The organism is Pseudomonas sp. F220 (assembly GCF_057813935.1).
On record NZ_JBVASJ010000019.1, the window covers coordinates 79,569 to 102,800 of the forward strand.

Genomic DNA, 23,232 nt, shown 5'->3' on the forward strand with positions numbered 1-23,232 from the left:
GCGAGCTTGCTCGCGATAAGGGCGCAACGCGCCCGCTGAAACAACCAATGCCCATCAGAGGCAGCACCTCAAAAACTGTGAGGCCATCACCGTGATCAAGACCCTGAACCACCTCCCGCATCCCCATGAGGACGCAGCCGCTCTCGCCGGTCATTTCACCGATCTGGCGCCGCCGCTCAACGCCCGTCAGGCCACACTTGAAGCTTCGCGCTGCCTGTATTGCTACGACGCACCGTGCGTCAATGCATGCCCCAGCGAGATCGACATCCCCTCGTTCATCCGCAATATCCATCAGGAGAACGTTCAGGGCGCCGCACAGAAGATTCTCTCGGCAAACATCCTCGGCGGCAGTTGCGCACGGGTCTGTCCGACCGAGATCCTGTGTCAGCAAGCCTGCGTGCGCAACAACGCCCAGGAATGCGCGCCGGTGCTGATTGGTTTGTTGCAACGCTACGCCGTAGACAATGCGCAGTTCAGCGAACACCCGTTCAAACGCGCCGCGCCGACCGGTAAACGCATCGCGGTGGTCGGTGCCGGGCCTGCGGGTTTGTCCTGCGCTCACCGCTCGGCCATGCATGGTCATGAGGTGGTGATTTTCGAGGCCCGCGAGAAAGCCGGCGGACTCAACGAATACGGCATTGCCAAGTACAAACTGGTGGACGACTTTGCCCAGCAAGAGCTGGAGTTTCTGCTGGGTATCGGCGGGATCGAGATCCGTCACGGGCACACACTCGGCGATAACCTCAGTCTCACTGAACTGCATCAGCAATTCGATTCGGTGTTCCTCGGCCTTGGCCTGGCCGCCAGCAAGCAACTCGGCCTGGCTCATGAAGATGCTCCCGGTATGCTCGCCGCCACCGACTACATCCGCGAACTGCGTCAGGCCGATGACCTGACTCAATTACCACTGGCTGATCACTGCATCGTCCTCGGTGCCGGCAATACGGCTATCGACATGGCCGTGCAAATGGCCCGCCTTGGTGCTCGCGACGTGAACCTGGTGTATCGCCGTGGCCTGGAGGAAATGGGCGCCACCGAACACGAACAGGACATTGCCAAGGCCAATCAGGTCCGTCTGTTGACCTGGGCCCAGCCCGAAGAAGTGTTGCTCAACAAAAAGGGCCAGGTACGCGGCATGCGCTTTGCCCGCACACGACTGGAGAACGGTCGCCTGCAAAGCACTGGCGAGACGTTCGAGCTGGCCGCCGATGCGATCTTCAAAGCCATCGGCCAGTCCTTCGATGACGCGGCGCTGAACGATCCGCTAGCACGTGAGCTGAAGCGCCAGGGCGAGCGGATTCTAGTGGACGAACAACTGCGGACCAGTATCCCCGGCGTCTACGCGGGCGGCGATTGCACCAGCCTCGGGCAGGACCTCACGGTCCAGGCCGTGCAGCACGGCAAGCTGGCCGCTGAAGCCATCAATACCCAACTCATGCTCAATGTGGAGGCTGCGTAAATGGCCGATCTTTCGATTGTCTTCGCCGGTATCAAAGCCCCCAATCCGTTCTGGCTGGCCTCCGCGCCACCCACCGACAAAGCCTATAACGTGGTCCGCGCCTTCGAGGCCGGTTGGGGTGGCGTGGTCTGGAAAACCCTCGGTGAGGACCCGGCGGCGGTCAACGTATCGTCGCGCTACTCCGCCCACTTCGGCGCCAACCGCGAAGTCATGGGCATCAACAACATCGAGCTGATCACCGACCGCTCACTGGAAATCAACCTGCGGGAAATCACTCAGGTCAAAAAGGATTGGCCGGACCGCGCGCTGATCGTGTCGTTGATGGTGCCCTGCGTCGAAGAGTCGTGGAAAGCCATCCTGCCGTTGGTGGAAGCCACTGGCGCCGACGGTATCGAGCTGAATTTCGGCTGCCCCCACGGTATGCCTGAACGCGGCATGGGCGCAGCGGTCGGCCAGGTTCCGGAATACGTCGAGCAGGTAACCCGCTGGTGCAAGACTTACTGCTCGCTACCGGTGATCGTCAAACTCACGCCGAACATCACCGACATCCGCGTTGCCGCCCGCGCCGCCTACCGTGGCGGTGCCGATGCGGTGTCACTGATCAACACCATCAACTCCATCACCAGCATCGACCTGGACCGCATGGTCGCCCATCCGATGGTCGGCAACCAAAGTACCCACGGCGGTTACTGCGGTTCGGCGGTCAAACCGATTGCGTTGAATATGGTTGCCGAGATCGCCCGTGACCCACAAACCCGTGGCCTGCCGATTTGCGGCATCGGCGGGATTGGCAGTTGGCGTGATGCAGCAGAATTCATCGCCCTGGGCAGCGGCGCGGTGCAGGTGTGTACCGCTGCGATGCTGCATGGTTTTCGCATCGTCGAGGAGATGAAGGACGGCCTGTCGCGCTGGATGGACAGCCAAGGCTACGCCAACCTACAGGAATTCTCGGGACGTGCAGTGGGCAACACCACGGACTGGAAGTACCTGGACATGAACTACCAGGTCATCGCTAAAATTGACCAGGCTGCCTGCATTGGTTGCGGTCGTTGCCACATCGCCTGCGAAGACACCGCGCATCAGGCCATTGCCAGCCTCAAGCAACCTGACGGCACGCATAAATATGAAGTGATCGACGACGAGTGCGTGGGCTGCAACCTGTGCCAGATCACCTGCCCGGTTCAGGACTGCATCGAGATGGTGCCCATGGACACCGGTAAGCCGTTCCTGGACTGGAACCACGATCCGAGGAATCCGTACAGCGTGGTGGTTTGAGCCGAGATAGTTGTTGTCTGTTCCGCCACTATCGCGAGCAGGCTCGCTCCCACAATTGGTCTCTGACGTTCACAAGATTTGTGTATGAAGGAGATCCCTTGTGGGAGCGAGCCTGCTCGCGATGGGGCCCTTGAGAACACCACAACCCTCAAGGCTCCAACCCAATCCCCCGCAAAATCACACTGGTCACGGTCTGCACCGCTCGCTCGAACTGCATGTCCGACAGCGGCTGGTGATCGTTGAGGATCATCACCTGGTGATCGAAGTCGGCGTAATGCTGGGTCGAGGCCCAGATCATGTACAGCAGGGCCGAGGGTTCCACCGCCAGGATGCGTTTGTCTTCCACCCACTGGCGAATTTTCGCTTCCTTCATTTTCGCCCAGTCGTACAGGCTGACATCCAGCGCCTTCCCCAAGGTCGGTGCACCGTGGATGATTTCATTGGCCCAGACTTTCGAGCCGTAAGGCCGACTGCGGGAGTGATTCATCTTGGCGCGGATATAGCTGCTCAGCACCACCCGGGGGTCATCAAACATCTCGAAGCACAACGCGTCCTGCTTCCACACTTCCAGCAGGTCGAACAACACAGCGCTGTACAACTCGCTTTTGGTGCTGAAGTAGTAATGCAGGTTGGAGCGCGGCAGTTGTACTTCTTTGGCAATGTCGGCCATCGCCGTACTGCCATAGCCCTTCTCGGCGAAGATCTTTTCGGCTGCCAGAAGAATTTTCTCGACGTTACTGCGACGAATCTCAATCTTGTGATTGCCCATGAGGGCTCCCTGACGACAGCGTTGGTCAAGACTAGCATCCGCTCTAGCTCGGGGCGACAGCCGAGAGCGAAACTTCGTTTGCCAGACTTCCCCCGCGAAAAATGCGAATGCCATTTCACACCTCCCTTGCTTCATGTTCTATTAACGCCCCCTCGTACTCATTGAAGGTACCCAGCGATGCTGATCAAAAAAGCCCTGACCACCGCCGCCCTCCTGAGCTCGCTACTCGCCGCGTCCTCAGTGTTTGCCCACGCCCACCTGAAAAGTTCAACACCAGCCGCTGACAGCACCGTTGTTGCGCCCAAGGAACTGCGTCTGGTGTTCTCCGAAGGGGTGGAAGCTGCCTTCACCAAAGTCAGCCTCAGCAAGGACGGTACGGCTGTCGTGGTCAAAAGCATTGCCACTGAAGGCGCCGACAAAAAGACCCTGATCGTGACTCCGACAGCTCCGTTGGCAGCGGGCGACTACAAGGTCGAGTGGCACGCGGTATCGGTCGACACCCACAAAAGCGATGGTGCTTACACCTTCAAGGTCGGCCAGTAATTCATGTCGAGCGCGCTGGTGCTGTGCCGTTTCCTGCATTTCGCAATGGTGTTGATGCTGTTTGGCGCCTGTGTCTTCAGGCCACTGCTGTTAGGTCACGAGCCGCTGACTGAAGCGCTCGCCACGCTGGATCGACGTCTGGCTCGCATCACCCGGCTGCTTGCCTCGCTGGCCCTGGCCAGCGGAGTCTGCTGGCTGCTGCTGATCACCGCCAGCATGGCGGGATCGTGGCAGGCGGCGTTCGACTTGCCGACTGTGCAAGTAGTCCTGAGCAATACCTTTTTCGGGCAGGTCTGGAGCTGGCACCTGCTGCTCAATCTATTGTTGGTGGTGTGCCTGATCACGCGGTTAAGCACCTCGTTTGCACTGCGACTGGCCCTGAGCAGTCTGCTGCTGGCAACACTGGCACCGGTCGGCCACGGCGCCATGCTCGACGGCCTCAGCGGCCAACTGTTGATCCTCAATCAGGTCATTCATTTGGCGTGCGTTGGCGCCTGGCTAGGCGGATTGATGCTGCTGATATTGATCCTGCAGCAACCGACAAGCTATCCGCTGGGTTTGATACTGCTGCGTTTCAGTGGCATCGGTTACGGGTTGGTGGCGGGCTTGCTGGTCACTGGATTGATCAACGTCCGCGTCCTCACCGGCGCCTTTTGGCCGACCCCGTTGCTGTCCGGTTTTGCGCTGATCCTGCTGATCAAGGTCGCCCTCGTCAGCGGCATGCTCGCGCTCGCGCTGCTTAATCGATTGAAAGTGAACGACTGTGGGCAGCGCCTGCCGGCGCTGCGCACCAGTGTGATGATCGAGTGGCTGCTCGGCGTTGCCGCCGTGGCGGCGGTTTCGCTGCTGGGAACGATGCCACCGATGGTGGCTGGCGGGTAACCGGTAGAATTATGGGGCGCCCGAAAAGATCGTCCGGACGATCTTTTCGGCGCACCACGACTCCCTGTTATTGCCCATCACTTGTTGCCTGATACTCGCCCTTCCCCGCCGTATCGATACTGACCACCACCGACATCCCCGGCCTTAGCCGTTCGCTTTGTGGCTGACCGGCGTCGACGGTAATCCGCACCGGCACCCGCTGGGCGATTTTGACGAAGTTGCCGGTGGCATTGTCGGCTTGCAGCAGGCTGAACTCGGAACCGGTGGCCGGCGAGATGCGCTGCACCCGGCCATGGAATTTCTGGTGATTGAGGGCGTCGACGGTAAAGGTCGCCGGTTGGCCTAGATGGATACTGTCCATCTGGGTTTCTTTCATATTGGCGATCACCCACAGCTGGTTCGGCACCAGCGCCATCAACTGTGCACCGGAATTGACGTAGGCCCCGAGACGCACGCCGATCTGCCCGAGCTGACCGTCCCGTGGGGCGATGACCCGGGTGTTGGACAGATCAATGCGTGCCAGCTCTACCGCAGCCTCGGCGCTGGCCACTGCGGCTTCCAGCGAGCCGCGATTGACGATCACCGTTTGCAGGTCCTGTCGGGCAATTTCCAGGGAGGCCTGGGCCTGGGCCACGGCGGCGACGGTTTGCGCATTGGCCGCGAGGGTCACGTCCAGTTCGCGCCTGGAAACCGAACCGTCGCTGATCAACTCTTCGTTGCGCCGCAGGTCGGCCGCGCTCTTGCGGACCTGGGCCTGGCTGTCGACCAATGCGGCCTGGCGCAATTTAATGGTCGCTTCGGCGCTGTTGCGTTGTTGCACCACATTGGCCAACCCGGCCTTCTGTACCGCGAGTTGCGCCAGCGACTGATCCAGACGCTGCTTGTAGATGCGATCGTCCAGACGCACCAGCAGATCCCCGGCTTTGACGAACTGGAAATCCTGCACCGGCACTTCGTACACATAGCCGCTGAGCTGCGGACCGATGATCGTTACCTGCCCCCTAACCAACGCGTTTTCCGTGGTCTCGACGGCGCTGCTGAACGGTGGCAATTGCCAGGCATACAGCACGATCAGCACTCCGACGATGGCAATGGCGGCAAAGCCCATGGACGAGATAATCCGCACCCGCAGCGAGCGCGGCTCGGTTGCCGGCATTGACGGCGGCTCGGTGCCCTCGGGGGTTGCGGCAATGGCATTGGTGGTCGTGGTCGTCGGTTCGGTCATGGAGAAGTGGCACCACTGGGTTGAATGGGAGATCGGGCGGCAGCCGCGGGTTCGAGCGCTTTGGTGGTGCTCATCAGCCACAGGCTGCGGACGAAAATCCACAGCATGGTCAGCACGGCGATCACCGCAATCAGCATGAACACATCGTTATAGGCCAGCACGTTGGCTTCACGGGTCGCCGCAGTGGCGAGGCTGCGTATGCCCTGAAGGGTGCGCAAGTCCGGGTCGGCGATAATTGATCCGAAAACAGAACCACCACTCTGCACACGGCTGGCTACCCGTGGGTCAAGCAGGGTCAGCTGCTCGACGATGTTGTTGGAGTGAAACTTCTCGCGCACGATCTGGAACGTTCCCAACAGCGCCGCGCCAATCAGGCCGCCGAGGCTCTGGCAGATCCCGAACAACACCGAGAAACTCACCAGATTTCGCGGATTGGTCAGCACATTGCGGGTGCCCAGTACCATGGTCGGCCCGAGAAAAAACGTCCCGCCAAAGGCCAGCAGAAACTGGCTGAGGTACATGTTGGCCGGGCGGGTCAGGTTGTTCGAGAAACTGTCCATCACCGAGCCCACAGCCATCAACGCCAGGGAGATGATCAAGGGCATGAGCAGGTGTGCAGGGTTGATGGTCAGGGCGCTGGTAGCCAGGCCCGCAATACTGCCCAGGAGCATCACGGCATAGAGGGTACGCATCTGCTGGCTGCTCATGTTTAGCGCCTGCAGAAAGCCCACCGCCCCGGTGGACTGCTCCGAGAGCACCATGCGAATCAGGATCACCGCCAACGCCAGACGAATCATCGCCCCGCTGCCCAGCCATCGGGTCATCAGCATCGGGTTGCTGCGGTTATGCTCGATGGCCAGCCCGGCCATGATCAGCACGATCGAGCCGGCCGAAGCCATGCCGATCCACGGTGCCTCAAGCCACCAGTCGATACGCCCCAACGACAACACCGCACAGAGCAAAGCGACGCCGCTGGCCAGCAGAGTGAACGTCAGGAAGTCGAGTTTCTCAAAGGTTTTGAAGCGGTCGCCAGGCGGCAGCTTGAGCAAAAACACGCAACCCAGCGAGGTCAGCGCCATCCCCAGTTCGAACAGATACAGCCCACGCCACTCAGCGATCTGCAACAGGTCTTCTGAAAACAACCGGGCCAAGGGCAACGCCAATTGTGAAGCACCCAACCCCAGCACCAGTGCCTTCATCCGCCACTTCGCCGGGAAGGCCTGGATCATGTAATACAACCCCAGCGAACTCAGTGCCGCACCGACCATGCCGTGGGCTGCCCGCACCGCAATCGCCGAGCTCAGGTCATTGACGAACAAATGGCCGAAGGTCACCAGCGCATACAGCACCAGGAACACCTCAGTAAACGCCCGCAGACCGAACTGCTGACGAAACTTCACCAGCAGCAGGTTCATCGATACGTTGGTCATGACGTAGGCCGCCGGCAGCCAGGCCATCTCCGCCGTGGTCGCCCCCAGCGCACCTTGCAAGTAAGGCAGATTGGCGATCACCAGCGAGTTACCCAGGCCGCCGGTCAACGCCACCAGCAGCCCGACCAGCGCATAGGCCAGGCGCTTGCGGTTGGAGTGCAGCGGGGTCGACGGCGAACCCGGCAAGCTGGGCCGCTCATGGGGTTGCCAGGCACGTGGGGCGTAGTGGTCCATTCAAAAACCTTGATGTCTGTGCTCGCACGTTGTGACCACGGCTACGCACAGTAATGCCATTGCAGAGCTGTTAGTAAACCTGAGCAGAGTGCATCTTGCCAGTTGCACCGTTTACACCGGTGCATCCGACATTATGTGCCTTTAGGAACTTCTATCAGCAAGGCCCTGCGCCTACTTCAAAGAGGCTTTCCCCCGTCACGCCTTGAATAGCATGTAGCCCGCCACAACGATGCAAATGCTGGCAAATCCCACCTGCAATCCTCTGGCCGAAACGTAGGATGTCAGCCGTCGGCCAAACAGCATCCCGACAATGCTCGCAATAATGAACACCCATCCAGTGGCATCAATGGACACCCCGGCCTGGAACGCACCGACGACACCTATCGCCGAGATCAGACTGATCACCATCAACGAGGTGGCGACGATCCCGCGCATCTGCACATCGGTCAGTTGCTTGAAGGCCGGCACGATCAGAAAACCGCCGCCGACACCCAGCAGCCCGGAAACAACACCCGTGACAGCGCCCAAGGCGGCCAGGGTCGCCGTGCATTTCGCGGTCCAGGAGAAGCGCCCGGTCTGTTGATCAAGCATGCAGTTTTTCTGCCCCCAGGAAGCACTGCCATGATCACTCGGCCCGGGATCTCGCGACTCGCGCCGGAGCATTCGCCACGCCACAACCATCATCAGCAGGCTGAACAGAATCATCAGAGCCTTTTCTGGCAGACGATGGGCGAAGTAGATGCCAATCGGCGAGAACAGAGCCCCCAGTAACGCGATCAACAACGCCGCGCGGTAACGCACAAGGCCGTGTCGCAGGCCATCGATTGCGCCGACCGCGGCGGCACTGCCCACCGCGAACAACGCCACTGGCGCTGCCTGGGTCATGCTCCACCCCAACCCCAGCACCAGGGCTGGCACCGCGAGAATGCCGCCACCGGCCCCCGTCAAGCCGAGGACCAATCCCATGACCACACCAAAGAATGTTGCAAGCAGCATAAAACGCTCTGATCAACTTTAAAGACAACCGGAAGTAACCCGGCACTGGAATGGCGCCCACGATACAGCCCACAAGGGCGTCCATCATTTAAATCACATTAAGACTAGTCAGTGTGCGGATAAAGTACCTAACCTTTGGGGACATCCCGAAAGGATCCGCCCTCATGCCTGCCCTGATTCAAGCCTTCCTGGACGAAGCGTCGTCGACCTACACCTACGTAATCTTTGAGCACGATGGCGGACACTGCGCGATCGTCGACTCGGTGCTCGATTACCATCCCGCCTCAGGACGGACTGCGACCACCCAGGCTGATCGAGTGATCGCCTTCGTCCACGAACACCGCTTGCAGGTGCAGTGGTTGCTGGAAACCCACTCCCACGCCGATCATCTGTCCGCGGCGGCCTATTTACGTCAGGAACTGGGTGGCAAAATCGCCATCGGTCAGTCCATCAGCAAGGTTCAGGAGGTGTTCAAGCGCCTGTTCAACCTTGAGCCGGAGTTTCCCGTCGACGGTTCGCAGTTCGACCATCTGTTTGCGCCAGACGAGACGTTCGCCATCGGCAACCTCAAGGCCAAGGCGTTGCACGTCCCGGGCCACACCCCGGCGGACATGGCGTACCTGATCGAGGATGAGCTGATTCTCGTGGGCGACACGCTGTTCATGCCCGACGTGGGCACTGCACGTTGCGACTTTCCCGGCGGCAATGCGAACCAGATGTACGCCTCAATCCGCAATTTGCTGGCCTTTCCCCCCGACACCCGCCTATACGTCTGCCACGACTACCCATGCGCCGGCCGCGCCGCGCAGTGCCAGACCACGGTCGGCGAACAACGCCAAAGCAATGTTCATATACATGACGGTATCGACGAAGCCGCGTTCGTCGCCATGCGCACTCAACGCGACGCCGGGTTGTGTATGCCGACGCTGTTGCTGCCGGCCATCCAGGTCAACGTGCGCGCAGGGAATCTGCCACCCGCGGAAGACAATGGAGTTGTTTATCTGAAGATTCCGATCAATCGGTTATAAGGCGTTACCGGGTCATTGCAGACCTCCGGTTTGCTGATTGGAAGCTGTCGGGGCAGCACACATGCGTAATTCAGGATCACCTATGATCTGGAATTCCAGGGCCATATCGGCATAGCCCGAGCCTTTGCCATAGGTATCGATGGTTTTCTGCAAGGCCTGATTGAAGATATCGATGACACGGGCAGACGCACCGCTTGCCCGCAGCTGCTGAGCCACCGCAACGAAACTGACCGACAGCCGCGTGCCGAAATCGCTGTCCACCGCGAAAGGTGACGCCACCACGGCGCCCACGCCTCGACGCACCAGCCTGTTGGCGAACGTCTGGCTGGCCGCCGAGACACCCAGGGTGGAACACGCCGCCAGGACTGCCACGCTACCCGGTGCGAAATGCCTTCTCATGTCCGAGTCCAGCACCCTCCCGGGAAGCCCTGACGCAGAAAACGTCACATCGCCCTTGCCATGATGGGCCAGCAGGACCAAGGCACTGCTGACCGCAGAAGGCGGGTCAGCCTGGGTCATGAATTTGAGCAAGTCGGTGTTGTCCTGGTACCAGTTGACGTCACGCCCTTGCATCCGCCAGTCATCCTGCATCAACAACTCTGCGGACTCGGCATTCACACCGTCCAACGCCCGGGGAATGGCAAAGTCCCAACCGCTGAAACAGGCACCGGGCTGGAGCACCTGAACGTCCTGTAACGGCTGGACAACGGTAATACGACGGGAGAACAGTTGGTCAGGCGCATCGGCTCCCAACAAGGCCAGCGGCAGGTTCTGCATGTCTCCAAAGGGATCGAAATAACGCACCAACACCACCGGAGCTTCGACCCGCTGGGTCAGGCGCCGCATCGCCGCCCTTGCGCCATCGGCATTGCGCTGATCTGCCGGGGTACGGCCGTTGAACAGCATATTGTTCATCTGCCTGACGACCTCGGTATAAGGCTGGGGGGTCTTCAAGTGTTGGCGGGTGCTGGCAATGGACGCCGGCAACATCGAGTCCTGCCCCAGAAAATGCGGCAGATTGCCGGCAAGCTCCCACGCATAGACGGGCGGTGTCTTGCCCTGACGCTTTGCAGCGTCAAACTCCGAGCGATCGACGAACACCGCCACCGTCGTTGCGTCCCCCTCGCCCTTCGGGATCGAGTCAAAGAGATGCAAAGCCGCGTCTGTGGGCGACGTTTGCCGCGCAGTTTTCCCCACTTCCAGCAGCCTCTCCAACCCGGACACCCGTTCGCCGCCTCTGAGGCTGGTGTCGCACGCCTGCGGATTCTGCTGACCGACTTCGCTCACCGGAACGCTGACCACGATGTAGTCCAGCGGGCGCAGCCCTGCAGCGTCCCAAATCGAGAGGACTACCTGCGCACAACCCGCCCGACGGGCGATAAGCGGCCACACCATGGGCGCATCGACACTCAACTCTTTGGCCAGATCGCTCAAGCTGATGAGGTGATTGCGCGCTTTATCCCGCACAGACTTGTCATTGATCCTGGCCGCCAGGCGATCCCGGTGGACATCGAATCTGCGCGCCCGAAAATCCGACTCAGGTGCTGGCTCAAGTATTGCGCCCATCAGCACTGGCCGAACCAGCAAGTGGATCTCGTCGCTGTCCGGGTCCGCCGCAACTTCTTCCTGCAGCAGGCCACTGATCCCGCTGCTCAATGCCCCGGGATAGATCCCCCGGCCAAGATCCAGCACAAAATCATAGGGTTTGCCTGCGACCAACACATTCTTGAGCTGCCTGGGCGAGGATTGAAACCAGGCATTCCAGTTGATGGAAAAGGTAGGACTCGCCTTGCTCAAATTCATTGTGTAGCTCGGAGTGCTTCTCGCCTCACTCACCAGCGATGGACCAATCTTCTCGATAGCCGATGCCTGACGACTGGCCAATGCCACCTGCCATTGAGTACGCACACCCTCATCAATGCCCATCCAGGTGATGGTCGGGGACGACTGCACCGCATCGATCGCCTCACGCTCCCGAGCGACAACATTCGAGGTGACATATTCCTCGGCGTCATTCATCACCTGAGTGATGCGCTCACGCGCTGGATCAGGCAATGCTGAAAAATGCGAAACCTTGTAGATGGCAATCAACCCGCTGAATCGGTGATCGCTTTGCGTCACGAATGCGGCATTGATTTTCGTCACACGATCCCAGGGGACTTCTGCCGCATCAACCGCCCCGGTGGCCAATGCCGACGCCATGTCCGTATCCGCCATCTTGATAGACGTGGCGCCGACGCCTGAAAAATCCATCAACTGCCCATCATCGGTGGCAACCGCGAGTTTGGTGTCCTTGAAGTCCTGCGGTGAACGGCGGGGAAGCTGGCTGGCGATAACCCGTGCCCCCCCGTACCAGACGCCTCCTAATGCCTGTAATCCTTGTTGTTTAAGTTGATCCGCCAAATGCGGCTGCAACTGTGACCTTGTGAAAAATGCAAAGGGTTTGTTCTCTGAGAACGTGAATGGCAGGCCGTAGATTCCGAACGCAGGAACAAATTCGCTCAGGGCAGAAACGGGGACAATGGCTAAATCCGTCTCCCCTTGCATGACACTTTTGATCACGCTATCGGCAGACGCTACATCGAGGTTTCTAACGGTTGCGACGCCTTCCAGGTCCGTCTGGATAGCGCCCGCGGCCTGGTCAAATGTCGGGTTATGGGGAATCGCGATGTCGATCAGCACGGGCCGATCTTGAGCAGGTACAACCTGCGAGGCAACGCACAACAGCAGCGCCGGGAGCAACCTGTGCCAACCCGACCAGGAAGCTGCGCCCTTACACTCGCAAACCTCCCTTTTGCCCATCTCATCACCTCAGACTCGGCAACGCCTTTCAGCTTGCGCAGATGAGGACGACTGGCTCTCTTATGCACCTTTATGAATAAAGCACCGCGCAAGCGTTATGGCAAAGTCCCATGATGGACGCAATGCTGTTCACTTAAGGAAATGAGGTCTCTTTTGTAGGAGCAGCCGGTCGACGCTCGATTGCTCGCGATGGACTCAAGGGCGGCGCGTTTATTCAGAAAACGCGCGTTATCGTTAACATCCATCGCGAGCAAGCTCGCTCCTACAGGGTCGCAGCGTTCGCTTAACTGAACAGCATTGCCATGAGGGACGGGGCTATCCCAAATGAAGCTACCCTAATTGGAGCTACCCCTAATGGAGCTACCCCGCCAGCGTCAAACCATTGGCCGGCAACGGCAACGCGGTCTTGTACCTGACCTGTTTGAGCGCAAAGCTCGAGCGGATATTCGCCACGCCCGGAACCTTGGTCAGGAAGTCCATCATGAAACGCTCTAGCGACTGGATGGTCGGCACCAGGACGCGGATCAGGTAATCCGGGTCGCCGGCCATCAGGTAGCACTCCATCACTTCCGGCCGGTTGGCAATCGCCGCCTCGAATTGCGCCAGCGCCTCCTCTACCTGCTTCTCAAGGCTGACGTGGATGAACACGTTGACGTGCAGCCCCAGCAGCTCGGCGTCGAGCAGCGTGACTTGCTCGCGAATCAGCCCCAACTCTTCCATCGCCTTGACCCGGTTAAAGCAAGGCGTCGGTGACAAGTTGACCGAACGTGCGAGGTCGGCGTTGGTGATGCGGGCGTTCTCCTGAAGGCTGTTGAGAATCCCTATATCGGTACGATCCAGCTTGCGCATGAGACAAAACCACCTGTTTTTTGTGTTTATGCAGATTTTTTATCCTCAAACAGCTTAAAGCGCAACGAAACAGAGAGAAATATTCTTCTTGGCGAGGCCTATGATTGTTGTAGGACAAGATTTCTTTTACCCGAAGAATGACTGTCAGCTAAGCGCGCCCACTACAAGAAATTCACAAGATCGAGCGTAGAAGCCATGAACCAACCGTACGAACCGTTGCACCTGCACGTTCCTGAACCCTCCGGTCGTCCAGGCTGTAAAACCGACTTCACCTACCTGCGTCTGACCGATGCCGGCCTGGTGCGCAAACCCCCTATCGACGTAGAACCTGCCGACACCGCCGACCTGGCCAAAGGCCTGATTCGCGTGCTCGACGATCAGGGCAATGCCCTTGGCCCGTGGGCCGAAGGCGTGCCGGTAGAGATCCTGCGTAAAGGCATGCGCGCCATGCTCAAGACGCGGATTTTCGATAACCGCATGGTGGTCGCCCAGCGTCAGAAAAAAATGTCGTTCTACATGCAAAGCCTTGGCGAAGAAGCCATCGGCAGCGCCCAGGCCCTGGCCCTGAACATCGACGACATGTGCTTCCCCACCTACCGCCAGCAAAGCATCCTGATGGCCCGCGAAGTGCCGCTGGTCGACCTGATCTGCCAGCTGCTGTCCAACGAGCGCGATCCGCTCAAAGGTCGCCAGCTGCCGATCATGTACTCGGTGCGCGACTACGGCTTCTTCACCATTTCCGGCAACCTCGCCACGCAGTTCGTACAAGGCGTGGGCTGGGGCATGGCTTCGGCGATCAAGGGCGACACCAAAATCGCCTCGGCCTGGATCGGCGACGGTGCTACGGCCGAATCGGACTTCCACACGGCCCTCACCTTCGCCCACGTTTACCGCGCGCCGGTGATCCTCAACGTGGTCAACAACCAGTGGGCGATCTCGACCTTTCAGGCGATTGCCGGTGGTGAAGCCACTACCTTCGCCGGTCGTGGCGTCGGTTGCGGGATTGCTTCCCTGCGGGTCGATGGCAACGATTTCGTCGCCGTCTACGCCGCCTCTGCCTGGGCCGCCGAACGCGCTCGCCGCAACCTCGGCCCGACCATGATCGAATGGGTCACCTACCGCGCCGGCCCGCACTCGACTTCCGATGATCCGTCCAAATACCGCCCGGCCGATGACTGGAGCCACTTCCCCCTCGGCGATCCGATCGTGCGCCTCAAGCAGCACCTGATCCGCATCGGCCATTGGTCCGAAGAGGAACACACCGCCGTCAGCGCCGAACTGGAAGCCGAAGTGATTGCTGCGCAGAAAGAAGCCGAACAGTACGGCACCCTCGCCGGTGGCCAGACGCCAAGCGCCGCGACGATGTTCGAAGACGTCTACAAAGAGATGCCGGAGCACTTGAAGCGCCAGCGTCAGGAGTTGGGGATCTGACATGAACGATCACAACAACACTATTCAGCTGGACACGGAAACCGCCATGACCACAACCACCATGACCATGATCCAGGCCCTGCGCTCGGCCATGGACGTGATGCTTGAGCGCGACAACAACGTCGTGGTCTTCGGCCAGGACGTGGGTTACTTCGGCGGCGTATTCCGCTGCACCGAAGGCTTGCAGAGCAAGTACGGCACCTCCCGGGTGTTCGACGCGCCGATCTCCGAAAGCGGGATCGTCGGTGTGGCCGTGGGCATGGGCGCCTACGGTCTGCGGCCGGTGGCAGAGATCCAGTTCGCCGATTACGTCTATCCAGCGTCGGACCAGATCATTTCCGAAGCGGCGCGTCTGCGCTATCGCTCGGCCGGCGAGTTCACCGCGCCGATGACCCTGCGCATGCCGTGCGGCGGCGGCATCTACGGCGGCCAGACCCACAGCCAGAGCATTGAGGCGATGTTCACCCAGGTCTGCGGCCTGCGCACCGTCATGCCGTCCAACCCGTACGACGCCAAAGGCCTATTGATCGCCTCCATCGAAAACGATGACCCGGTGATCTTCCTCGAGCCAAAACGCCTGTACAACGGCCCGTTCGACGGCCATCACGACCGCCCGGTAACCCCGTGGTCGAAACATCCGGCCGCTCAAGTGCCGGACGGTTACTACACCGTGCCACTGGACGTCGCTGCCATCACTCGTCCGGGTAAGGATGTGACCATCCTGACCTACGGCACCACGGTTTATGTGTCGCAAGTCGCCGCCGAAGAAACCGGTGTCGACGCTGAAGTGATCGACCTGCGCAGCCTGTGGCCACTGGACCTGGAAACCATCGTCAATTCGGTGAAGAAAACCCGTCGTTGCGTGATTGTTCACGAAGCGACCCGCACCTGCGGTTTCGGCGCCGAACTGGTCGCCCTGGTGCAAGAACATTGCTTCCACTACCTGGAAGCGCCTATCGAGCGCGTCACCGGTTGGGACACTCCCTACCCGCACGCACAAGAGTGGGCGTATTTCCCTGGTCCGTCCCGTGTGGGCGCGGCTTTGCATCGGGTTATGGAGGTCTGAATGGGCACGCACGTTATTAAAATGCCGGACATTGGTGAAGGCATTGCAGAAGTTGAATTGTCGGTATGGCACGTCAAGGTCGGCGACATGGTCGTCGAAGATCAGGTGCTGGCCGATGTCATGACCGACAAGGCGATGGTCGACATCCCTTCGCCGGTTCACGGCAAGGTCATTGCCCTTGGCGGTGTGCCTGGCGAAGTCATGGCAGTGGGCAGCATCCTGATCAGCATTGAAGTTGAAGGCGCGGGCAACCTGAAAGAGTCGGCTCAGCCTGCAGCGGTTAAAGAAGCACCTGCACCGGTTGCAGCGCCCAAGGTTGAAGCGGCTGTTCAGAGCAAACCCGTCGCCGCCCCTCGCCCGGCCGTGTGCCAGGGCCCGATGGTCGCTCGCGATGCCGATGAGCGTCCGCTGGCCTCCCCGGCCGTGCGCAAACACGCGCTGGATCTCGGCATCCAGTTGCGTCTGGTGCGCGGCACCGGCCCTGCCGGTCGTGTGCTGCATGAAGACCTGGATGCCTATCTGGCTCAGGGTCAATCGAATGCATCGACTTCGGTGGCCGCTTACGCCGAACGTAACGACGAAGAACAGATCCCGGTCATCGGCATGCGCCGCAAGATTGCCCAGCGCATGCAGGAATCCACTCAACGCGCCGCCCACTTCAGTTACGTCGAAGAAATCGACGTCACCGCTGTGGAAGAACTGCGCGCGCACTTGAATGAAAAGCACGGTGCGACGCGCGGCAAGCTGACTTTGCTGCCGTTCCTGGTGCGCGCCATGGTTGTGGCCCTGCGAGATTTTCCGCAGATCAACGCCCGTTACGACGACGAAGCCCAAGTCATCACCCGCCTCGGCGCGGTGCATGTGGGCGTCGCCACCCAAAGCGCCATCGGCTTGATGGTGCCGGTTGTGCGTCACGCCGAAGCCCGCAGTTTGTGGGACAGCGCCGCGGAAATCTCCCGCCTGGCGACTGCCGCGCGCAACGGCAAGGCCAGCCGCGATGAGCTGTCCGGCTCGACCATCACCCTGACCAGCCTCGGTGCCCTTGGTGGCATCGTCAGCACCCCAGTGCTGAACCTGCCGGAAGTGGCGATCGTCGGCGTCAACAAAATCGTCGAACGGCCAATGGTGATCAAAGGCCAGATCGTGATCCGCAAGATGATGAACCTCTCCAGTTCCTTCGACCATCGCGTGGTCGATGGCATGGACGCGGCGCAATTCATCCAGGCCATTCGCGGCCTGATCGAACAACCTGCCACGCTGTTTGTGGAATAAGCATTTGTGGAGCAAGGCATGCAACAGACTCTGAACACCACGCTGCTGATCATCGGCGGCGGCCCTGGCGGCTATGTGGCGGCGATTCGTGCCGGGCAACTGGGCATTCCGACCATTCTGGTGGAAGGCCAATCGCTGGGCGGCACCTGCCTGAACATCGGCTGCATTCCGTCGAAAGCGCTGATCCACGTCGCAGAACAGTTCCATCAAACCCAACACCACAGCCAAAACTCGGCGCTGGGGATCAAAGTTTCAGCACCCACCCTGGACATCGGCAAAAGCGTCGAGTGGAAGGACGGCATCGTCGATCGCCTGACCACCGGCGTCGCTGCGTTGCTGAAAAAGCACAAGGTCCAGGTCATTCAAGGCTGGGCGAAAGTGATCGACGGCAAAACCGTTGAGGTCGAAGGCGCCGACACCCGCATCCAGTGCGAACACCTGCTGCTGGCCACCGGTTCGAAAAGCGTCAACCTGCCGATGCTGCCGATTGGCGGGCCAATCATTTCGTCCACCGAAGCGCTCGCCCCAACCTCAGTCCCGAAACGGCTGATCGTGGTCGGTGGCGGCTATATCGGGCTGGAACTGGGGATCGCCTATCGCAAGCTCGGCGCTGAAGTCAGCGTGGTCGAGGCTCAAGATCGCATTCTGCCGGCCTATGATCAGGAATTGACCCAACCGGTCGCTGAAGCGCTGAAACAGCTGGGCGTGAAGCTGCACCTGAAGCACAGCGTTGAAGGCTTCGATGCGCAGACCCATACCCTGCAAGTGCGCGATCCAAACGGCGAAATCCTTAATCTGGAAACCGATCAGGTGCTGGTAGCCGTCGGTCGCAAGCCCAACACCCAAGGCTGGAACCTCGAAGCCCTGAACCTGGACATGAACGGTTCGGCGATCAAGATCGACAACCGTTGCCAGACCAGCATGCGTAACGTCTGGGCCATCGGCGACCTGAGTGGCGAACCGATGCTCGCCCACCGCGCCATGGCCCAAGGGGAAATGGTTGCGGAACTGATCTCGGGCAAACACCGCGAATTCAACCCCACCGCCATTGCCGCCGTGTGCTTTACCGACCCGGAACTGGTGGTCGTCGGCAAGACCCCGGATGAAGCCAAAGCAGCAGGTTGGGAGTGTATTACCGCCAACTTCCCGTTTGCCGCCAATGGCCGGGCGATGACCCTGGAGTCGAAAAGCGGCTTCGTACGGGTTGTGGCACGCCGCGACAATCATCTGATTGTCGGCTGGCAGGCAGTCGGGGTCGGTGTTTCGGAGTTGTCCACGGCGTTCGGCCAATCCCTGGAAATGGGCGCACGGCTGGAAGACATCGCCGGCACCATCCACGCCCACCCGACACTGGGTGAAGCGGTCCAGGAAGCGGCACTGCGGGCGCTGGGGCATGCGTTGCACCTGTAACCGCCCCTGTAGGAGCAGCCGGTCGACGCTCGATTGCTCGCGATGAATGCACCACCGTATGTCTGATACACCGCATCATCGTTCATCGCGAGCAAGCTCGGCTCCTACAAGGAACGCGTTTTCGGGCTGCGAAATAGCCCAAGAATGAAGTATTGTTGTCCCCATCCAAAAAAACGTCAGAAGCCTTGAACCGTTCCGACGGTTGTTAAGTGATAGAGGGTGTCATGGGTAACGAAAGCATTAATTGGGACAAGCTGGGTTTTGACTACATCAAGACAGACAAGCGTTTTCTGTCGTACTGGCGCGACGGTGCCTGGCAGAAAGGCACCCTGACTGAAGACAACGTGCTGCACATCAGCGAAGGCTCCACTGCCCTTCACTATGGCCAGCAATGTTTCGAAGGTCTGAAGGCCTATCGCTGCAAGGACGGTTCGATCAACCTGTTCCGCCCTGACCAGAACGCCAAGCGCATGCAGCGCAGCTGCAACCGTTTGCTGATGCCGCACGTGCCAACCGAAGACTTCATCGAAGCCTGTAAGGAAGTCGTGCGCGCCAACGAGCGCTTCATCCCGCCTTACGGCACCGGCGGCGCGCTGTATCTGCGTCCGTTCGTCATCGGCGTGGGCGACAACATCGGCGTGCGCACCGCACCCGAGTTCATCTTCTCGATCTTCTGCATTCCGGTTGGCGCCTACTTCAAGGGTGGCCTGACCCCGCACAATTTCCTGGTCTCCAGCTACGACCGTGCCGCGCCTAACGGCACCGGCGCCGCCAAGGTCGGTGGCAACTATGCCGCCAGCCTGATGCCGGGCTCCGAGGCCAAGAAGAAGCACTTCGCCGACTGCATCTACCTGGACCCGCAAACCCACACCAAGATCGAAGAAGTCGGCTCGGCCAACTTCTTCGCCATCACCCACGACAATGTGTTCGTCACACCGAAGTCACCTTCGGTGCTGCCAGGTATCACCCGCCTGTCGCTGATCGAACTGGCACAAACCCGTCTGGGCCTGACAGTCACCGAAGGCGACGTCTTCATCGACCGCCTCAGCGACTTCAAGGAAGCTGGCGCCTGCGGTACTGCCGCCGTGATCACGCCGATCGGTGGCATCGAGTACAACGACAACCTGCACGTGTTCTACAGCAAGACAGACGTCGGCCCGATCACCCAAAAGCTCTACAACGAGCTGACTGGCGTGCAATCAGGCGATGTCGAACCGCCAGAGGGCTGGATCGTCAAGGTCTGATTTAGCGGTACCTGGCCCCAAGCAACACTCAGCCCATCCATCGCTTCGGCGGTGGATGGGCTTTTTTATTCCGAAGGAAATGCCGTCGATGCTGGGCGCTTATCTAAAACATTAAATGCCAATATGCTCGATGATCGCGTTCACCGCCTCCTCTGGCGATAGAACAGCGGTATCCAGCCTCAACGGTCCGGAACCCCATGCTTCATATTCATGATTGAGCACCGATTGCCAGGTCGCAGGGATCAGACCAGGAACATCTAGCTCGCGGGTTTCGACCCTTCGTCGGTGCTCGGCGATGTCAGAGCAGACAACCTCGATATCAATCAATGACGAACCGTTTTGCTCGGCGATTTTTTGCCAGGCTTGACGACTTTCTGCGACCGGATTGACGCAATCAGCGACCACCGTATTGCCGAGGGAAAGATTGGCGTGAGCAAGCGCATTCGCCACTCTATAACCCGCCGTGTCTACGTCACCGACCAGAATGCCCGCATCACGTATTGCCTGCTCGATGGTATCGATCCTCAAATAAATCGCAGCTGATTGGCTCGCAAGCGCACGGGCAATGGTTGTTTTTCCTGTGCCGGGTAATCCGCTGAAGACGATGAGCATTGGATGTCCTGGGTTAGTTCAATTAGCGGGAAACATCATGCCCCAATTGCGTTCAGATCTGTCTGAGGGTGTACCCGATTTTGTGTAAACGGGACTTCTGTTAAAAACAGCCGATCTTCGAACTGGATACTGAAGCGATTCAAGGCCGCTTTCCAGTCCCCGATCGGCATCGTCCACTTCTTCCTGGCGGTGTTTACGCAGTTCATCAAACCTTCCGGGAATTATTACAGGCAGTTCTTCGCACTGGTCTGTTCCTACAGTTTGCTGGCTGGCAGGAAAGCTATCAGGCATGACCTTCTTTTGTTTTGGGGTTTTCATGGCCTCGGCCACTCAATAGGAAAAACCGACTGACGCCACAACAGCTGATGACGGAAGGAGCCATGCCCCTTCCGCCCGCGATCAGCTAATCAGTTTGTGCCGATGAAGGGGTCCCACTGAATGAATCGCACCGATGGCCGCAGCCCACCAGAGGTCACCTTGACCTGAATCTGGTAGGTCGTCTGGGACGACGCATTACGCGCCAGACCGACCCAGTAGCTACCATCGTCCGATTTCTGCATCGGATAGCCATCACTGCCGAACACGCTGCCCTGTGAGACCTGGAAGCCGGTTATGGCGACCGAGTCTCCGGTGTTCGGGTTGATAGGCACAACCTCGAAGCCTATGTAATCCCCTTGATTACAGTGGGTGTACAGCTCAAGTGAACCTTCACCTCTGCTGTCATTGGTCAGACGGTTATCGAACATGTACACGCCGTTCGAAATGTTACCGCCGCCGGTCCCGAGAACATACGAGGTATCAATGGCAATAGTGATAGAGGTCTGTGGATTGGGGGCGCCGCCCACCAGGCCTGGATAAACGGACCAGACAGTGGCGGTTTTCTTTTGGACAGTCATTGTCGTTCTCCTTCCTTATGCTGCAACGGAAACACTGGGGTTCAGCTTCACGGTCACACCGGACCCGCCCTGAACCTGCACGTTGATGGACACCGGGTAGGACGCCGAAACGGCGTTCTCCAGCGTGCCGGTAAACGCGCTCGGATCATCCGGGGCTGTTTGTGGCTGACCGCTGAACCCCCAGGCGGCCGAGTTGCCAATGGCGGCAATGGACACTGAGGAGGTGGACTTCGGATTGATCAGGTACACCTGCCAGCAAACATTGCTGCCCTTCGTTGCAACAGTGTTGAGGTTTACCGTGCCCTCGTTGGAGGTGCCGCTTGCAACCCGATTGTCGACCAGATAAACGCCTGCGGTACTGCCACTGGTGACTGCGTTGTCATCGACCCAGATTTGAATCTGGACGTCGCAGTTTTTTGTCGGAATAGCCATGTAAAAAACTCCTTGTAAGGTTTCGACGCAATGCGTCGGGGTGCCACATGTCAGCGCCACACATGCCTGCATGTGTGACGTACTGATCAACCCAGATCCCGCCGGTCTCGACCACCGTCATGGCGCATCTCGGTCTGGCGAATAAGACGATAGCTGACCTGCCATAACGCAAAAGGCTATTGCGCTATAGGTCGTAGAGCCTTTTGAAATAGGGCCTGAGCGGCTATGGCGTTCGAAGGTCACTTGAGTGTTTTTGCGTTCTGGTTGAACTCAAATGAACCTTCTCACTCGACGGGTCTGGAACCTCAATCGCAAACCGCGCAGCAATCTCTTTACGCCCCACCGTCGTCAACGCCAGCGCGCGACTGTCCAGATCTTGCGTCACCCACTTGCGTTTGATGGCGGTTTGCAACAGCGCCGAGCCCAAGGCCCCGCCCAGATGCGGACGGCGCATGCTCCATCCAGGCAAGGGCAAGCAAAACGTCGCCGCAGCGCACTCAGCGCTTTGACCTTGATGCCCAGCCCGGAAAAGAACTGCTCACCGGTTTCGCTCAACTGATATTCCTGGCCATCCTCCGGCGGCTCCGCAAGCCAACCGCTTTCGAGCACGCGGTCATGCAGCAGCACGGCCGTAACCGTCCGGTAGACACGTTTTTTGATTCACTCTTTGGTCGCTGGTCTTGCGAAGTCAAATCAACTCGGAATTGCAGCAGTTACCACTGCGAGCAAGTGCTCAACCGGCATCTCTCCGCTTACCCTAAGGGAGCGTAGCGTCAGCTGCTTGAGCCACTGCTCATGCCGTGGCCGACTGCGACCAGCTTGAGCGCCGGTTTCATAACTTTCGGCCCATGCGAGGAACGCTTGATGGTTCGCATGCATGTCCCCACCCGGCAGGACACGCTCACCATAACGCTGTGATTCGCGCGATTTCAGACGCTCCATTCGAAGCAGTGTCGGCGTATCAATGAAAACAACCAGATCAGCGCACTGAATCACTTCGTCTCCCCAGCCATCTAATGAGCCGGAAAGCACCCATTGGTCATCAGCCAGGCTCCGGTTGAGTAGGTTGACTCTTTCTGCGGGAGGTCGTGATTGCTCGAATGGTGGTTCTGTGGGGTGCCAATAGTAATCATCGACATCAAAGTGAGGTACTTGAAGCTTTACTGCCAATGCCGCTCCCAGCGTACTCACTCCGGCTCCAGATGCTCCGCTTATGTAAATTCGCTTGTTCACTTCATAGGGTTCCTGTCTAGGGAAGGTCTGAAGTACCCGCCGATTTTTCATGCCCTCGCTACTTGAGGTTCAAAAAATCATGCGTCGGTCGAAAAACAGACCTTTCCTGCCCTTAATTCATGGTTCTTTCCTTTAATCGCGCTG

Annotated in this window: 21 protein-coding genes and 1 pseudogene; 10 read left to right on the forward strand and 12 right to left on the reverse strand. The window is 59.3% G+C overall.

Annotated features, from left to right (window positions below):
- The first annotated feature begins 91 nt into the window (after positions 1 to 91).
- On the forward strand, positions 92 to 1,459 hold the full coding sequence (locus ACZYSM_RS17510) for an NAD(P)-dependent oxidoreductase (protein ID WP_489072908.1): 1,368 nt from the start codon (positions 92 to 94) through the stop codon (positions 1,457 to 1,459).
- Entirely contained in the window at positions 1,460 to 2,734 is a 1,275-nt protein-coding gene (gene preA / locus ACZYSM_RS17515; protein ID WP_489072910.1) for an NAD-dependent dihydropyrimidine dehydrogenase subunit PreA, read from the forward strand. It abuts the gene before it with no gap.
- Positions 2,735 to 2,882: 148 nt separating this feature from the next.
- Here the strand turns inward: preA and ACZYSM_RS17520 are convergent, their stop codons facing one another.
- Positions 2,883 to 3,503 (reverse strand): TetR/AcrR family transcriptional regulator, encoded by a 621-nt coding sequence (locus tag ACZYSM_RS17520; protein ID WP_489072912.1) that lies wholly within the window; start codon positions 3,501 to 3,503, stop codon positions 2,883 to 2,885.
- A 177-nt stretch (positions 3,504 to 3,680) separates the two neighbouring features.
- On the opposite strand from ACZYSM_RS17520, the gene copC reads away from it, so the two are divergent.
- Together copC and copD are read left to right on the forward strand one after the other, a co-directional pair.
- Positions 3,681 to 4,046: a copper homeostasis periplasmic binding protein CopC gene (gene copC / locus ACZYSM_RS17525; RefSeq protein ID WP_489072914.1), complete on the forward strand. Its 366-nt coding sequence runs from the start codon at positions 3,681 to 3,683 to the stop codon at positions 4,044 to 4,046.
- 3 nt (positions 4,047 to 4,049) lie between these two features.
- Positions 4,050 to 4,928, forward strand: a complete 879-nt coding sequence (gene copD / locus ACZYSM_RS17530) for a copper homeostasis membrane protein CopD (protein WP_489072916.1) — start codon at positions 4,050 to 4,052, stop codon at positions 4,926 to 4,928.
- A 67-nt stretch (positions 4,929 to 4,995) separates the two neighbouring features.
- On the opposite strand, the gene ACZYSM_RS17535 is transcribed toward copD, so the two are convergent.
- From ACZYSM_RS17535 to ACZYSM_RS17545, 3 genes are all read right to left on the reverse strand, one after another.
- Positions 4,996 to 6,153 carry an HlyD family secretion protein gene (locus ACZYSM_RS17535; protein WP_489072918.1) on the reverse strand — a complete coding sequence of 386 codons (1,158 nt, stop codon included), beginning with the start codon at positions 6,151 to 6,153 and terminating at the stop codon, positions 4,996 to 4,998.
- Positions 6,150 to 7,817, reverse strand: coding sequence for an MFS transporter (locus tag ACZYSM_RS17540; RefSeq protein WP_489072920.1), 1,668 nt, complete (start codon positions 7,815 to 7,817; stop codon positions 6,150 to 6,152). The genes ACZYSM_RS17535 and ACZYSM_RS17540 overlap by 4 nt, the downstream gene beginning before the upstream one ends.
- A 195-nt stretch (positions 7,818 to 8,012) precedes the next feature.
- Positions 8,013 to 8,813, reverse strand: a complete 801-nt coding sequence (locus ACZYSM_RS17545; RefSeq protein WP_489072922.1) for a sulfite exporter TauE/SafE family protein — start codon at positions 8,811 to 8,813, stop codon at positions 8,013 to 8,015.
- Between the two features lie 164 nt (positions 8,814 to 8,977).
- On the opposite strand from ACZYSM_RS17545, the gene ACZYSM_RS17550 reads away from it, so the two are divergent.
- On the forward strand, positions 8,978 to 9,841 hold the full coding sequence (locus ACZYSM_RS17550; RefSeq protein WP_489072924.1) for an MBL fold metallo-hydrolase: 864 nt from the start codon (positions 8,978 to 8,980) through the stop codon (positions 9,839 to 9,841).
- A gap of 12 nt (positions 9,842 to 9,853) precedes the next feature.
- Here ACZYSM_RS17550 and ACZYSM_RS17555 read toward each other — a convergent pair whose 3' ends face one another.
- Both ACZYSM_RS17555 and bkdR read right to left on the reverse strand, forming a co-directional pair.
- Positions 9,854 to 12,523, reverse strand: coding sequence for a TRAP transporter substrate-binding protein (locus ACZYSM_RS17555; RefSeq protein ID WP_489072926.1), 2,670 nt, complete (start codon positions 12,521 to 12,523; stop codon positions 9,854 to 9,856).
- A 480-nt stretch (positions 12,524 to 13,003) separates the two neighbouring features.
- Entirely contained in the window at positions 13,004 to 13,492 is a 489-nt protein-coding gene (gene bkdR, locus ACZYSM_RS17560; protein WP_489072928.1) for a Bkd operon transcriptional regulator BkdR, read from the reverse strand.
- A 195-nt stretch (positions 13,493 to 13,687) separates the two neighbouring features.
- Here bkdR and ACZYSM_RS17565 point away from each other — a divergent pair, with 195 nt between their 5' ends.
- From ACZYSM_RS17565 to ACZYSM_RS17585, 5 genes are all read left to right on the forward strand, one after another.
- On the forward strand, positions 13,688 to 14,923 hold the full coding sequence (locus ACZYSM_RS17565; RefSeq protein ID WP_489072930.1) for a 3-methyl-2-oxobutanoate dehydrogenase (2-methylpropanoyl-transferring) subunit alpha: 1,236 nt from the start codon (positions 13,688 to 13,690) through the stop codon (positions 14,921 to 14,923).
- Position 14,924: 1 nt separating this feature from the next.
- Positions 14,925 to 15,989: an alpha-ketoacid dehydrogenase subunit beta gene (locus ACZYSM_RS17570; RefSeq protein ID WP_489072932.1), complete on the forward strand. Its 1,065-nt coding sequence runs from the start codon at positions 14,925 to 14,927 to the stop codon at positions 15,987 to 15,989.
- On the forward strand, positions 15,990 to 17,261 hold the full coding sequence (locus ACZYSM_RS17575; RefSeq protein WP_489072934.1) for a dihydrolipoamide acetyltransferase family protein: 1,272 nt from the start codon (positions 15,990 to 15,992) through the stop codon (positions 17,259 to 17,261).
- A gap of 18 nt (positions 17,262 to 17,279) precedes the next feature.
- Positions 17,280 to 18,671, forward strand: coding sequence for a dihydrolipoyl dehydrogenase (lpdA, locus tag ACZYSM_RS17580; protein WP_489072936.1), 1,392 nt, complete (start codon positions 17,280 to 17,282; stop codon positions 18,669 to 18,671).
- A gap of 224 nt (positions 18,672 to 18,895) precedes the next feature.
- Complete coding sequence (locus tag ACZYSM_RS17585) at positions 18,896 to 19,915, forward strand: branched-chain amino acid aminotransferase (protein WP_489072938.1); 1,020 nt, start codon at positions 18,896 to 18,898, stop codon at positions 19,913 to 19,915.
- Between the two features lie 111 nt (positions 19,916 to 20,026).
- Here ACZYSM_RS17585 and ACZYSM_RS17590 read toward each other — a convergent pair whose 3' ends face one another.
- The 6 genes and pseudogenes from ACZYSM_RS17590 to ACZYSM_RS17615 form a co-directional block, all read right to left on the reverse strand.
- Complete coding sequence (locus ACZYSM_RS17590) at positions 20,027 to 20,527, reverse strand: P-loop nucleotide/nucleoside kinase family protein (RefSeq protein ID WP_489072940.1); 501 nt, start codon at positions 20,525 to 20,527, stop codon at positions 20,027 to 20,029.
- A gap of 18 nt (positions 20,528 to 20,545) precedes the next feature.
- Positions 20,546 to 20,845 carry a hypothetical protein gene (locus tag ACZYSM_RS17595; protein WP_489072954.1) on the reverse strand — a complete coding sequence of 100 codons (300 nt, stop codon included), beginning with the start codon at positions 20,843 to 20,845 and terminating at the stop codon, positions 20,546 to 20,548.
- Between the two features lie 89 nt (positions 20,846 to 20,934).
- Positions 20,935 to 21,423: a hypothetical protein gene (locus ACZYSM_RS17600; RefSeq protein WP_489072942.1), complete on the reverse strand. Its 489-nt coding sequence runs from the start codon at positions 21,421 to 21,423 to the stop codon at positions 20,935 to 20,937.
- A 15-nt stretch (positions 21,424 to 21,438) separates the two neighbouring features.
- On the reverse strand, positions 21,439 to 21,855 hold the full coding sequence (locus ACZYSM_RS17605) for a hypothetical protein (RefSeq protein WP_489072944.1): 417 nt from the start codon (positions 21,853 to 21,855) through the stop codon (positions 21,439 to 21,441).
- Between the two features lie 223 nt (positions 21,856 to 22,078).
- A pseudogene (locus tag ACZYSM_RS17610) lies at positions 22,079 to 22,485 on the reverse strand (transcriptional regulator); the annotation flags it as partial.
- A 63-nt stretch (positions 22,486 to 22,548) separates the two neighbouring features.
- Complete coding sequence (locus tag ACZYSM_RS17615) at positions 22,549 to 23,088, reverse strand: P-loop NTPase family protein (protein ID WP_489072946.1); 540 nt, start codon at positions 23,086 to 23,088, stop codon at positions 22,549 to 22,551.
- Positions 23,089 to 23,232 lie beyond the last annotated feature (144 nt).